The organism is Rhodococcus zopfii NBRC 100606 = JCM 9919 (genome assembly GCF_001895025.1).
GTDB classification, from domain to species: domain Bacteria; phylum Actinomycetota; class Actinomycetes; order Mycobacteriales; family Mycobacteriaceae; genus Rhodococcus; species Rhodococcus zopfii.
This window is the reverse complement of sequence record NZ_BCXI01000073.1, coordinates 1-11,938: the sequence shown is the minus strand read 5'-3', so window position 1 is coordinate 11,938 and position 11,938 is coordinate 1. Positions and strand designations below refer to the sequence as shown.

General features: G+C 66.0%; 13 protein-coding genes and 3 pseudogenes. 8 read left to right on the top strand and 8 right to left on the bottom strand.

Annotated elements, in window-relative coordinates; translation table 11 throughout:
* Nucleotides 1–117 precede the first annotated feature (117 nt).
* From RZ1_RS28390 to RZ1_RS28375, 5 genes and pseudogenes are all read left to right on the top strand, one after another.
* A pseudogene (locus RZ1_RS28390) lies at nucleotides 118–418 on the top strand (transposase); the annotation flags it as partial.
* Nucleotides 419–826 (top strand): annotated as a pseudogene (locus RZ1_RS30770) (hypothetical protein); the annotation flags it as partial. It abuts the pseudogene before it with no gap.
* A 125-nt stretch (nucleotides 827–951) separates the two neighbouring features.
* Complete coding sequence (locus tag RZ1_RS28385; RefSeq protein ID WP_072816184.1) at nucleotides 952–1,344, top strand: hypothetical protein; 393 nt, start codon at nucleotides 952–954, stop codon at nucleotides 1,342–1,344.
* Nucleotides 1,341–2,084 (top strand): RES domain-containing protein, encoded by a 744-nt coding sequence (locus RZ1_RS28380; protein ID WP_072816183.1) that lies wholly within the window; start codon nucleotides 1,341–1,343, stop codon nucleotides 2,082–2,084. The genes RZ1_RS28385 and RZ1_RS28380 overlap by 4 nt, the downstream gene beginning before the upstream one ends.
* A 103-nt stretch (nucleotides 2,085–2,187) precedes the next feature.
* A complete protein-coding gene (locus RZ1_RS28375; protein ID WP_072816181.1) occupies nucleotides 2,188–2,421 on the top strand; it encodes a hypothetical protein in 234 nt (77 codons plus the stop codon).
* 81 nt (nucleotides 2,422–2,502) lie between these two features.
* Here the strand turns inward: RZ1_RS28375 and RZ1_RS28370 are convergent, their stop codons facing one another.
* The 4 genes and pseudogenes from RZ1_RS28370 to RZ1_RS28355 all read right to left on the bottom strand — a co-directional run bounded on the left by RZ1_RS28370 (nucleotide 2,503) and on the right by RZ1_RS28355 (nucleotide 5,709).
* Entirely contained in the window at nucleotides 2,503–2,772 is a 270-nt protein-coding gene (locus RZ1_RS28370) for a hypothetical protein (RefSeq protein WP_072816179.1), read from the bottom strand.
* A 73-nt stretch (nucleotides 2,773–2,845) separates the two neighbouring features.
* Nucleotides 2,846–3,356: pseudogene (locus RZ1_RS28365) on the bottom strand (single-stranded DNA-binding protein).
* A gap of 105 nt (nucleotides 3,357–3,461) precedes the next feature.
* A complete protein-coding gene (locus tag RZ1_RS28360; protein ID WP_072816177.1) occupies nucleotides 3,462–5,126 on the bottom strand; it encodes a hypothetical protein in 1,665 nt (554 codons plus the stop codon).
* Nucleotides 5,127–5,376: 250 nt separating this feature from the next.
* A complete protein-coding gene (locus tag RZ1_RS28355) occupies nucleotides 5,377–5,709 on the bottom strand; it encodes an SH3 domain-containing protein (RefSeq protein WP_072816176.1) in 333 nt (110 codons plus the stop codon).
* 991 nt (nucleotides 5,710–6,700) lie between these two features.
* On the opposite strand from RZ1_RS28355, the gene RZ1_RS28350 reads away from it, so the two are divergent.
* Together RZ1_RS28350 and RZ1_RS28345 are read left to right on the top strand one after the other, a co-directional pair.
* On the top strand, nucleotides 6,701–7,342 hold the full coding sequence (locus tag RZ1_RS28350; protein ID WP_072816174.1) for a hypothetical protein: 642 nt from the start codon (nucleotides 6,701–6,703) through the stop codon (nucleotides 7,340–7,342).
* Nucleotides 7,339–8,667 carry a replicative DNA helicase gene (locus RZ1_RS28345; RefSeq protein ID WP_072816173.1) on the top strand — a complete coding sequence of 443 codons (1,329 nt, stop codon included), beginning with the start codon at nucleotides 7,339–7,341 and terminating at the stop codon, nucleotides 8,665–8,667. Before RZ1_RS28350 ends, RZ1_RS28345 begins: the two co-directional genes overlap by 4 nt.
* Before the next feature lie 260 nt (nucleotides 8,668–8,927).
* Here the strand turns inward: RZ1_RS28345 and RZ1_RS28340 are convergent, their stop codons facing one another.
* A complete protein-coding gene (locus RZ1_RS28340; protein ID WP_072816171.1) occupies nucleotides 8,928–9,461 on the bottom strand; it encodes a ribonuclease FAU-1 family protein in 534 nt (177 codons plus the stop codon).
* A gap of 503 nt (nucleotides 9,462–9,964) precedes the next feature.
* On the opposite strand from RZ1_RS28340, the gene RZ1_RS30765 reads away from it, so the two are divergent.
* Nucleotides 9,965–10,111: a hypothetical protein gene (locus tag RZ1_RS30765; protein WP_169918168.1), complete on the top strand. Its 147-nt coding sequence runs from the start codon at nucleotides 9,965–9,967 to the stop codon at nucleotides 10,109–10,111.
* Here RZ1_RS30765 and RZ1_RS30295 read toward each other — a convergent pair.
* From RZ1_RS30295 to RZ1_RS28325, 3 genes are all read right to left on the bottom strand, one after another.
* Nucleotides 10,105–10,353 carry a hypothetical protein gene (locus tag RZ1_RS30295; protein WP_139282050.1) on the bottom strand — a complete coding sequence of 83 codons (249 nt, stop codon included), beginning with the start codon at nucleotides 10,351–10,353 and terminating at the stop codon, nucleotides 10,105–10,107. The two genes, RZ1_RS30765 and RZ1_RS30295, sit on opposite strands and share 7 nt — an antisense overlap.
* Nucleotides 10,354–10,445: 92 nt before the next feature.
* Nucleotides 10,446–11,162: a hypothetical protein gene (locus RZ1_RS28330; RefSeq protein WP_072816168.1), complete on the bottom strand. Its 717-nt coding sequence runs from the start codon at nucleotides 11,160–11,162 to the stop codon at nucleotides 10,446–10,448.
* Nucleotides 11,163–11,292: 130 nt separating this feature from the next.
* Nucleotides 11,293–11,938: DUF4238 domain-containing protein (locus RZ1_RS28325; protein ID WP_139282049.1), on the bottom strand; the 646-nt coding region annotated here is incomplete at its 5' end.

Here is an 11,938-nt window from a genome sequence, read left to right as displayed (position 1 = left end):
TAGGTCGCTCACCCCAGGAGTGTTGGTCGGAGCCAAGTTCGCTCCAATCTCCCCCCACAACCTCCCAGTGGGGGGAGATGTATTCGTTCGGCAGGTGTTCGATCAAGCACTCGAATCGTCCCGAAGCTGCGGCAGGGCTCGTACTTTCCGAATTGGTTGCTGCAGCGCCGCAAGCGCGCCGAACGGCCCCGATCCTCGTGGTGGCGACGTGCTATCTGCTCGGGGTATCCACCCGAAGGATGGGCAAACTCGTCGACACGTTAGGTATCACCAACCTGTCGAAATCGCAGGTCAGCGTCATAGCAAAGCACTCGACGAGCAGGTCGACGCTTTCCGTAGCCGACCCTTGGACCAGTGCCCGTACACGTTTGTCGCCGCGGACGCCCTGGTGCTCAAAGTTCGCGAGAACGGCCTAATACCGACGGTGCCGGAGGGTGCAGGTCCGGCCGTGCCTGCGTCCGCGCCGTTCACCAGCGGCATGACCCGGGTGGACATCGACTGTTCCGGCTGCCACGTGGTGTGGGACAACGCGGTGCGCAGCTCGGCGGTTCCGCACCTGTCGACCGCGGACGGTCACCTGTACACGGTGGTTCGGAAGGGGCAGCCGACCACGACCCCCTTCGACCGATTCGCGTTCGCGGTGATCGACCCCGCCACCGGCGTGGTGGTCTCCGAGTCCGGTCAGTCCGGCACCCTTGTCAACGACACCCTGCAGATGTCGGCGCTGATCACCTCGCGGGGCGACTATCTGCAGGGCACGATCACGGGGCTGGTCCGGGCCGGCGACAGCGACGGCATCGGCAGCGCGGGAAGTTCGGGGAGCTGACCGCCCCAACCACACGGCGGTGAGCCGCCCTCGTCTGCGTTGCCCCCTGGGCGCCTGCCGGTCCGAACGGGAACATGGACGACATTGAATATGTGATTTACCCTGTGATTAGGAGGTGGATTGCCATGACAACCGCACACCCACGACCCGACCTCGCCGCCTACAACGACGCCGCCCGCATGACCCAACCGGAGCTGGTCACCGCGCTGCGCGACCTGCTCGGCGCCAAGCTCGTCGCCTACCTCGGGAAGGTCAAGGAAACCCGGGCCGTCCGCCAGTGGGCCGAAGGCACCCGCACCATCAACAACGACACCGACGTCGAACGCCTCCGCATCGCCTACCGCGCCGCCCGACTGATCGCAGAACGCGACACCCCGGCAGTGGCCCAGACCTGGTTCCAGGGCCTGAACCCCATCCTCGACGACCGCCCGCCGGCACTGCTGCTCCGCGAGGGCGATCTTCCCGACGTCGGCCCGCAGGTCCTCGCCGCTGCCCGTCAGTTCGCGGCGGTCGGATGAACGCACCCGACCGAACACTGATCCCCACCCCGCGCGGCGATGTCTGCTGCGCCCACGTCCAGGGAGCCGCCGCCTACCGCGTCGGCTACCCACCGACCGCGTGGGAATGGACCCCGTGGGAGTTCGCCACCGACGGCCGATTCACCGGCCGCTGGGATGACCCGGCTGGGGTGTGGCGGACCCTGTACGTCGGAGCGTCCCGACTGTCCTGCTACCTCGAGGTCCTCGCCTACGCCCGCAAGAGCGAGGAGTTGAGCGCCGCGCTCGACGACATCGTCGACGATGAGGACGAGTTCCCCACCATCGCGCCGGGCCGAGTCCCCCGGTCGTGGATGTCGACCCGGGTCTCCGGCAGCGGTGCGATCAGCGGGTGGTTCGTCGTGCCGGGCGACGCCGAGTCGGTGGCGACCCTGCGGACCACCTTCCGGGCCCACGCGATCCGGCACGGTCTTCTCGACCTCGACACCGCGGCGATCCGCGACGGCCGGCCGCGCGCCCTCACTCAGGCGATCTCCCAGTGGGTCAACGCTCTCTCCGATCCGGACGGTGAGCCGGTGGCCGGGATCCGGTTCGAATCTCGGCATGGTGACGGGCTGGTGCTCTGGGCGTTGTACGAGCGTCCCGGCGATGGACCGGTCAGCAAGAACGTCATGGTGCTCGACTACGGACCCGTCGAAGAGCACGACCCCGACCTGGTCGAAGCGATGCGCCTGCACAACCTGGTCTGGGATGACGACTGAGCCTGGCTGTACCCCGCTGTCGACCACAACTCTTGTCACACATGGGGGATAGTTTCCTGACCGACATCAGAACGAGAGAGACCGAACCGATCGCGGAGGGGCGATGACGAACGAACAGGAACTCATGACGCAGGTCGACAGGGTGTTCACTCGCCGTCGAGCCGTGCGACTCACGATCTTTGGAGCACTGCTTGCGGTCCTTGGTGTCGTTCTGATCTTCCAGCCCAGCATCTCGTGGACTACCGGGTTACCCATGGTCACCTCAGGTCTGATCGCCGTGCTGTTCTTCGGCGTCCAAGCCCGCCAGCTCAAGCCTGGCGAGCAAGCGCAGCGCTGACAATCTCCCCAGCAAGCGAGCCCCGGTCATCCAATTGGTGACCGGGGCTCGCTCATCGGTGCCGTCTGTCCGCTGGGCCTTTCACCGGCGATTTCTGGTGGCAAGTTCAACGGCCCGAGCGGCGGCCAGCATCTCCATCGCCTCCGCGCGGAGCCCCTTGGGGGTCGTCTCGACACCGCGGATGTACACGGTCGGTCCCCAATGTCCGGTGTTGTCCACTCTGATGTCGCCGTCGGCGAACCAGGTCTGGCCGTCGTCGTCGTCGATGCCCTCCGGTAGTGCCGGGCCGGGGTTGCCGCAGTGAGAGCACCGGGTTCCCGGACAGTCGGTGGTGTCGGTGGCGCGCGTCATGGCTGCTCCCTTCACAGGAAACGGCGGCAGACACCAGGATTGGCGCCTGCCGCCGTCGGGATAGATGGTCGGATCAGAACGGCGGCTCGTCGCTTCCACCGGCGTTGGCGCCGGCGTAGTTTCCGTTCTGCGGCGAGCTGCCCCACGGGTCGTCCGCCGGAGCACCGCCGCCGGAGTTGGATTGGCCTCCGCCGAAGCCGCCCCCGCTGCCGCCGCTGCGGTTGGCCTTGGTGACCTTCGCGGAGGCGTACCGCAGCGAGGGGCCGATCTCGTCGACCTCGAGCTCGACGACGGTGCGCTTCTCGCCCTCGCGGGTTTCGTACGAACGCTGCTTGAGGCGCCCCTGCACGATCACCCGGGATCCGCGGGTCAGCGTCTCGGCGACGTTCTCGGCAGCCTCGCGCCAGATGTTGCAGCGCATGAACAGTGCCTCGCCGTCCTTCCACTCGTTCGACTGACGGTCGAAGTTGCGGGGGGTGGACGCGACGGTGAAGTTCGCGACTGCGGCACCCGCGGGGGGTGAATCGCAGCTCGGGGTCGGCTGTCAGATTGCCGACGATGGTGATGACGGTGTCGCCTGCCATGGTGATGCCTTTCGTGTGGTGGTGCGGTGGTAGTGAGGTCGAGCATCCCGGGCGCAGGTGGCGGGTGTTTCAGATCCCGTGACCTGCGCCCGGAAAGCGTTGGTGTCAGCTGGCTTTGTGGTTCTCCGGGTCGCTGTTGAAGGCTTGGCCCGCCTGCTGGCGGAAAGCGATCGGGTCGGTGGCCCACTGGGTGACCTGGCGAGTGAAGGCACTTGCCTCGATTTCCCCGAGCACGCCGGTGGGCGCCTGGAAGGTGGCCTTGAGGATGAATCGCAGATCGTCGATGTACTCGCCCATGCCGCATGCCTCTGCGAGGTTCTTCCACGCGGCGACCGCGTTCGGATCCTCACCGGCGGTCAGCGGCCGGGGCGGCCGCTGCTGCTGGACCTGCTGTGCAGGGGCGTTGTCGCTGCCGCTCGGCTGTCGCTGTGCAGGCGCGTTGCTGTCGCTGCCGTTCTGGGTCTGCTGGGCTGACGGTTGTGCCGCGGTGTTCTCCTCGCGCCCTGCAGGATTCTTTTGCGGATCCTCGGCAGGAACCAGGTCAATGTTCAGGTATGCGGCCATCATTCGTTGGGTGCGCGCGAAGTCCTCGGTTGCCGCTTTCCCGACGACCTTCGCCCATTCGCGGCGCGCGCGGTCGTCGGTGATGTGCTCGACCGCGTACGGGTAGCGGGTCGTGATCACCTGCTGCACCCACTGGCCCGCTTCCTTGTGGGACGACTCGTTCCGGTTGACCGTGCCGACGACGTGCTTCTGCACCTGATCGGCCAGCCACAGCAGCAGTTCGGTCAGCTGCCACGCGTGCTCGAGGGACTGCTCCTCGGTCAGCTCGGGCTGCTCGGACTCCTCGACGGCGGTCAGGGCGTCCTGGAACAGGTGCACCGCCGACTGGTGGGTGGCCCGCAGCTTCGCCGCGAGGTACGAGCCCATGTTCGGGCGACCATCGCTGTTGACCGGCTCCCATGCCTTCGCCTCGGCGACCAGACCCGGCCGACCGCGCACGACAGTGTTGGCGGCAGGCTGCGACTGGCGGGCCGGTGCGCCCTTCACGCCGGCGATCTTCCCGGCGATGGCCTCGGCGATTGCATCGACATCCGTGCTGCCCCCGGTCGGGGTCGTGTTGGTGATGCCGCCGGTGCGCTTGCCGTCGGCCACCAGGCACCGCCAGCCCTCCGGCGGCAGATCCCCGAGCTTGTTGCCGCGCAGCTGAGTCCACTCGCTGATGTCAGAACGCAGGTCCTTATCCGAGGCGATCGCGGTGTCGGCGGGGTCATCGACGGAACCGGCGGCGACGATGACCTTCACACAGTTGGCCTTGGTCGCCTGGGGCTGGCCCGACAGCGACTCACCCGTGGCACCGCGCAGGGTGTGGATCGGGGTGCGCGGGTCGATCGGCTCGTCCCGCTTGTTCTCCACGTGCTTGCGGCGACGGGTCTCGATCGCCACATACACCGGCGTGCCTGTCTCGAAGGCATGACGCAGACGAGCAGCAAGAGCACCGCCCGGCTCAGCGGAGGCGCCGAAGTCGTGCTTCATGCCCTGCGCGCCGGTCGATGCGGCGTCGAACTTCACGTACACGGTGTCGAAGCCGTCGCCGGTGGACTTTTCGACGAAATCCTTGATTGCGATCGAGGCGTACTCCTCGACGAACGTCTCCGCACGCACCGAGATCGCGGTGCCATCCTCCGGGTTACCGATCCGGACCGGGTTGCGGTCGTAAGCAACGAAGCGAGCGACGCCGTTGGCGGGGCGGGACGCGGTGGTGGACATTGAGCTCTCCTGGTGGCTCGTCGTGAACTGGTGCCTGCAACGCTAGAGACGATCACCGACAGTGTTTCAGTCGTTGCATCGCTGGTTGCTGACTCCGCGCCGTGCAGTGTGACCGGCATGTTCTCCACCGAACCCGAGGAAGGTAGGAACCACTCCTCGACATCGCCCGACCGCCTTCACGCGACGGATCCCCCGCCCCAGGTGTTCGGAGCGGGGGCACCGTCGCCCGAAGGAGTGGGCCATGGATCGGTCAGCAGTCGGGCAACCGGTTGATGACCCCCTGGAAACTGCTGCCGGCGCTCCACCCCTCGACACCGGTGGCGTTGTTGCGGGAGAAGATCCAGTAGTTGGATTGCGGGCCGCTGGCGTCGGGCCCGTATGTCCCGCAGAACATCGTGACTCCCTGTCCGATGTAGCCGCGGCCGATCACCTCTGACCGGCCGTCCGGAGCAGATCGGATGTTGACACCGTCGGCCTGGTAATCGGTGACGGTCTCGGCCGACGCCGGTGCGGCGGCCGCGACCGTGCCGAGGGTGAGGGCGGTGCCGGCCATCGCCGCGGCGACGATCTTCCTGCAGTTCATGTGTTCTCCCACGGTCGGGCATGCCACACGCATGGCATGCGCTGATTCGCAGCATCGGGTGCTGCTCAGTGATTCGAGAGCGCTGGGGTGGCAAATGTTCCGAGGAGCTGACGAAGCTACCGGGGCCTAGGGGTTGTCGGTGCCACCAGGAATACTGCGGACTCCACGTCGCACTGACGAGCACGACTGGAGGACACCATGCCAGCGAACTACGACCGCTACATCAACTCCGGGGCTTGGGAAGAACGGAAGATCGCTTACTACGCTAAGTACGAACGAAAGTGCACGGGGTGTGGCGCAACCGAGGACGTCGACCTCCACCACCACACCTACGAACGACTCGGCGCCGAGCTTGATACTGACCTTGTGCCCGTATGCGAGTCCTGCCACGCGACGATTCACCGATTCCACGAGGAACAGGGCGGCTCGCTGAGTGCTGCCACCTTCGACGCACTGCGATTCCTCACTGACAAGCAGGAATCACGAACTCGCGCACAGAGCCAGGGATTCGTACCTCGGAATCAACGAGGTGCGAAGCGAGACAACTCGGGCCGTGTCATCTCAACGACGGATTGGCGCGAGGAAGCAATGCGAAATGTTCGGTTCCGCTAATGGTCGTCAGCGATGAGTAGGCGACAGAGGCTCCTGCCGGGGATACGGACGGTCACACTCGACCGTCGTCGACCATGCGCCGCCGCCGCGCGACTGATCGCGGAGAAGCAGGTCCCTACCCTCGGCCGACATGACGCACTTCTCGGCGCAAGACCTGCTCGACAGCGGTGCCCGTGTGATCTGCCCGGGCTGCAACTGGCTCGTCGCGGCGGGTCCGGCGTGCCGCAAGTGCGGGCGCAGTCTGAGTCGCGACGCTACGACGCCGACGCCACCGTCAGCTCTCCGGACACCGAGTCGTCGGCGTCCCCCCGCGAGTAGGACCACAAGCGCCGACAACCACCGCGGCGACGCTGTCCTCACCGACGCCGCGCTTGGTGGCATGACTGGGCGCTCCGATCGCACCATCTGGCTGGTCGTTCACGGCGACCCGAAATCGCAAGGCTCGATGGTCGCCGTCGCCCCGGGCCGGGTGAAGGTCTCCGACCCGACCATGTACGCCTGGCGCGACAACATCACCGGGGAAGCGCTGCGGGAACTCGGGGTGCAGTGGCGCCCGATCGACGGCCCCGCCCTGATCGACGTCGCGTTCACCATGCCGTTTCCCCGCAGCTTCGAGGACCAGACCTCCCGCATCGCGCCGGCCGTCGTGGGGGAGTTGCCGCGGATCCCGGCGATGCAGCCCCCGGACCGTGACAAACTCCTGCGGGCCGTGCAGGATGCGCTGTCCCCGAACGACCGAGCTAACAAGGGCGGCAAGTCAACCCAGGCGTTCGACAAGCGATTCAAGCTCGCGGTCGACGACTCCCGATTCGTGTACGGCGCCGAAGCGAAGACCTACGCCCGCCCCGGCCACACCCATTCCTGGGCACTGGACCGTCCCGGCGCAGTCATCCGCGTCCGCATGATCGATGCCCCCGGAACGCACTTCCCCGAGCCGACCCTCCGTGACCCCGGTCCGCTACCTGCACAGATTCGCACCATGCACGAGCAGCTGCTGCGCCGCAGCGGGGCTCTGCTATGAGCACCGCATCCGTGCTGTCCGAGCGGATCGTGCTTGGCACGATGCTGCGCGGTGACGACCCGGGGTTCACCGCAGACACCCTCGACCGCCTGACCCCTGCAGCGTTCACGATCCCCGCCCACCGCACCGTGTTCATCGCGATCGCCCGAACTGCCGACGCCGGCACCGTCGATCTGTCGACCGTGATGATCACCCTCGAATCAGCCGACAGTCTCCCCGCAGTCGGCGGATTCGATGCCCTGTCCGCCGCTGTCCAGGAGTCCTTCACCTCGACCGCACCGACCGATCACGTCGCACGAATCGCCGACCGGGCCGCAGTCGACACCCGCCGGCAGGCGCTGCAGCAGGCCGCGGTCGCGCTCGACGACGGTCAGGACCTCGACACCAACCGGGCGTTCCTGATGGACGCGCTCGCCTCGACGTCGACGACCGCCCAGCTGTTGCCATCGATCAGCGACCAGGTCAACGAGTACTTCGCTCTGCTCGACCAACGCCTCAACGGGGAAGTGCCCGCCGGGCTGCGCACGGGCTGGTCGCGCTTCGACGAGATCACCCTCGGCCTGCAACCGGGGAGCCTGGTCACTGTCGCCGGCCGCGCGGGTACCGGCAAGACCGTCGTGATGATGGACTGGGCGCGCCAAGCCTGCCGGGACGGACACGGCGTCCTGTTCGTGCCGCTGGAGATGTCCGCGCAGCAGATGATCGAACGCGCGATCTCCGCCGAAGCCTGCGTCGAACTCAACAAGCTCCGAGAGCCAGGCTGCCTCGACGACGACCAGTGGGACCGCGTCTCCGGAGCGATCTCCGAGATCTCCCAGTGGCCGCTCTACATCGACACCCGCGCAGGCAACGTGTCAGAGATCCGCCGCACAGCCACTGCCGCCAAGGCCGCGCTCGCCGAGACCGGTCGACAACTGCGGCTGCTCGTCGTGGACTACCTGCAGCTGATGAAATCCGAAAGCGGCGGCCGCGGCGCGATCACCCGAGCGGAGGAGATCGGTCGGTTCACCAGAGCACTCAAGCTTCTCGCGAGAGAACTCGAAGTCGTGGTCGTCATCGGATCGCAGTTCAACCGGGCGGCGGCCGACCCGAACAAACTGCCGCGCCTGGATGAACTCAAGGAATCCGGCTCGATCGAGGAAGACTCCGACATCGTCCTGGCACTGCACCGCCCGCACGCGATCGACGGACAGATCGGGATGGCCACCGCCGACGAGATCACCGGATTGATCCTGAAAAACAGACACGGCGCCGCACAGGCTCAGTTCGAACGCGCCTGGCACGGCCATCTTGCATCCACCGACGAGCCCATGCGTCGAGGTTGAGCCCCTGCAGGTTCCGGATCTCCTTGGCCTTTTCCGGGCCCATATATCCGGTACTTGTCATCAATCCAGGTTGTATGTCCCAATGGCACTGGAGTGGCGAAGGGTTGGACAGATGGCGACGAGCTGGCCCCGGCTCGAAGTATGTCGCCTCACGTTCGATTCGTTTCACCTCGGCCGACCAGAACTGCCAAGGGGAAGCATCGGCGGATCGACGCCTCACGGATCCGCGACATCCATCAACTCCCCCGGCTCTGGGTGGGTTACTGCACGGGAATCCAGTCCTTCCAACGACGAAACCACCAGCCGATGCCGTGGTCCAATGTGTGGGCGACATGCGCTGCCTCACGCCAGACTGCGTCGGCCTCGGTCGGCGTAAGTCGGCCGCTCGCAACCTGCCCTGCGACATCGTCGCGATCTTTCCACTGCCAGTCACCGTCCTTGACGACAATGTCCAGTCCATGATCGTCGGTGTCGAAATAGTCGTCACCGCGGCTGTAGGGCCTTTCGAAATTGATGTACCAGCAGTCGCGCCGGCCGTCGTTGAAGAAAGCCCAGACCGAATAGGCATCGGTGGGTCGGTAGAGCTGCAGTACGCTGCTGCCGGTCCAGCGGTCCTGGCCCGACCACGGGTGGGGGCCGAACGGATGTGGTGGAAAGGCAAGGGGCGTTCCGTCTTCAATCCAGACAGCAAGCACATCGTCATCCGCAATGACTTGCACCGGCATCGTCATCCACACTTGGCCGTGCAGCACTTCGCGCCGCAGGACCGATGATCCGACCCTGAACTTGGACATGGGAGCCACGATAATGGGCCGCACCGGCTGATTCGCCGGCGGTTCGGCGTCGACGCTCCCTGGGACCGGTCTCGACTGAGTCCTGGAAAAGTCCTCCTTGCTGCGGAAGTTGTGGACATCCGTCGTGGAAGACTCCGAGAGACGCAGGTTGGTCGGACAAGTAGGCGCGGACCCTACATCCCCGCCCGCCCCCTTCGACGCTCAGAAGCCTCCGCGCGCCTGCCTCGCGGATCACTCTCGGTTCTGCGCGCCGGCCGGCCGATAAGAGCCGCTCGAATGGCCCGAAGCTCGCACCCGACGCCTCTCTCACGGCTGACCATGTCGGTATTACCTGCGAAGATTGAGGAGTGCGACACCACAAGGGAATTACGGGCATGAGCATGGGCGGATCAATCGTCCGGGTGAAGCGTGCCAAGATGCCGCCCCGGGCCGACGTCACCTGACCGGTGTGTAAGGAGCCGAAGCGCTACCCCTGCAAGTGGTACGACGAGAAGAAGCGAAAGATGGTCGCACTTCCCAAGATCCACGCCGAACGCGAGACGCTGCAGAAGCAGTGGGAGAAGGATCGCCGAGAACGGCGAGCTACTGCCGCGGCTGAGGCTGCGGGTAATCCGCGCCACGTCGACCACTCACCGGAGACCGCTCAATGACGAACCCTGCCGACCTTTACGAGCGATCCAGAGAAGCCCTCGGGCAGCTCCGCGACCTGCGCCGAACCGTAGCCGCCCTGTCCCGCGAGTACGCCGACCTCGAACCCAATGAGCTCGCTGTCGACAACCTCGGTGAAGCGCTCACTGCGGGGGAGGCCCTGGCCGAGATCATGGAAGGCCTCTCCGCCGTTGACCGGGCAATCGACGACGTCGAGGACGCCTTCGACCGACCTTTCCAGCACGCCAGCCGGCTCCTTCGGCCGCAGCAACCCTGACCTACGAGTGGACTTCGTGCCGGGCGGTTGACCTGAGCATCCATGCGATCGGGACGCGCCTAGCTGGTCGAGGTGGATGCCTTCGTCGCGATGATGTTCCACCAGTTGCCAGCGACGTTGATCGTGGCGCCGTCGACGCGACCGGTGGTGGTGAACTGGCCGGTCAGGACGCGGCCGTCACTGTAGCCGACTCCGGTCAGCGTCGAGTGAACCGACCCCGAACCAGCGACGGTGGCGGTGGTGGTGAACAGGCGGGCATCGGAGAGCCCGTACTTCAACGGCTCCTCATTGTTGACTTCGGTGACCACGTCGACCGTCTGCCCGCCGCCGGTCACGGTGTACTGCGAACAGGTCTGCGCGAAGTCCGTGACGGCGTTCAGACTGTTGTCCGTCGCGGTGGCGACGGTGGTGGTGAACGACTGCTCGGTGGTTGCGTTTTCGCCGACCTGTCCGGCCCAGCTGTCACCGCCCCGCGCGGTCGACCACAGGGCAGCCCCACGGGGACCACCCGGCCCGCACTCGGAGGGGGAGTAGGTCAGGGCCTCGCCCGTCCCGGCTGCGGCGACGATCGCAGGAATCGCCGCTACCGGCCGCTCGGCTGGATCAGTGATCTCCCAGCCGTCGAAAACGGTGCGGGGGAAGTCGAGGGCAGTGACGGCGTTTCCTCGCAGATCCTCGACGGTGCTGGTGTCGGCGTCGGTGCTGCTGCAGCCAGCGACGGTGAGGGCGAGAAGCGCGACCGTCGTGGCGGTCCGCAGGACGGGGCAAGTGTTCACAAGTGGTCCTCAAGGGTGGGAGAAGGTTCTGGGAGACCTTGCCTGTCCTGTTCTCCACACGCCTGGTGAGCGGTCGTGTACGCAGTGTGAGGAGACGACGGGCCATCTCCCACACTGTGTCCGGTGCTCTTCAGTTCCGACCAGTTGAGGGATTGGATTCGGCGGACCACCGGTTGAGGGGCCAAGTTGGACCTTCGCCGGGCTGCCATCGAGTTGGTGGATGAACCGATTCCCAGAACGTCGTCGCCGTGTGCGGATCGAATGCGGGGCGAGGAGGAACCTGAATGTCCGCGGCGATTCCATCGCCTTCCCGCTCGTAAACGAACCGCTGGCATGCTGCTGCGATCTCGAAGTTGATCGCCGCGGTGTCCGAATCGTCAAGCACGAAGGGTCCGGCCGGCCGGTAGGTCGCATCTGCCAGAACGAGTAGGCGGTTGGGCCCGAGTGGGAAGAGCACAAGCGGCGCCTCACGGAAAGCGTATGAAGAGGGCGCGGAGCGGCCCTTCCGCCCTCCGATGTAGATCACCGGCTCGTCGGAAGTGGCAAGAGCGCCTGTCGAGTAGAGCCACCACGAGCGCTGCATCAACAAGTGCGGCACCACCGTGTTTCGCCACACGCCGATCGCGCTTTCGATGGAACGTGCCTTCGCTCCGTTTTCGGCGTCACTGATCAGTTTGCGGCTGAGCAGTTCCGCGGTGATCTCATCAGCCAGTTCGTTGTGGCGGGAAGGGTCGTAGTGTCGTCCTGTGGCGAGACACAGCCTCGGAAGTATGGGG

What these genes read in the sequence shown, in the direction of transcription:
- RZ1_RS28345 (WP_072816173.1), top strand. Translation starts at nt 7,339, where the DNA reads ATGAGCACCGCATCCGTGCTGTCCGAGCGGATCGTGCTTGGCACGATG.
- RZ1_RS28340 (WP_072816171.1), bottom strand. Translation starts at nt 9,461, where the DNA reads ATGTCCAAGTTCAGGGTCGGATCATCGGTCCTGCGGCGCGAAGTGCTG.
- RZ1_RS28385 (WP_072816184.1), top strand. Translation starts at nt 952, where the DNA reads ATGACAACCGCACACCCACGACCCGACCTCGCCGCCTACAACGACGCC.
- RZ1_RS28360 (WP_072816177.1), bottom strand. Translation starts at nt 5,126, where the DNA reads ATGTCCACCACCGCGTCCCGCCCCGCCAACGGCGTCGCTCGCTTCGTT.
- RZ1_RS30765 (WP_169918168.1), top strand. Translation starts at nt 9,965, where the DNA reads ATGGTCGCACTTCCCAAGATCCACGCCGAACGCGAGACGCTGCAGAAG.
- RZ1_RS28350 (WP_072816174.1), top strand. Translation starts at nt 6,701, where the DNA reads ATGACTGGGCGCTCCGATCGCACCATCTGGCTGGTCGTTCACGGCGAC.
- RZ1_RS28380 (WP_072816183.1), top strand. Translation starts at nt 1,341, where the DNA reads ATGAACGCACCCGACCGAACACTGATCCCCACCCCGCGCGGCGATGTC.
- RZ1_RS28370 (WP_072816179.1), bottom strand. Translation starts at nt 2,772, where the DNA reads ATGACGCGCGCCACCGACACCACCGACTGTCCGGGAACCCGGTGCTCT.
- RZ1_RS28355 (WP_072816176.1), bottom strand. Translation starts at nt 5,709, where the DNA reads ATGAACTGCAGGAAGATCGTCGCCGCGGCGATGGCCGGCACCGCCCTC.
- RZ1_RS28375 (WP_072816181.1), top strand. Translation starts at nt 2,188, where the DNA reads ATGACGAACGAACAGGAACTCATGACGCAGGTCGACAGGGTGTTCACT.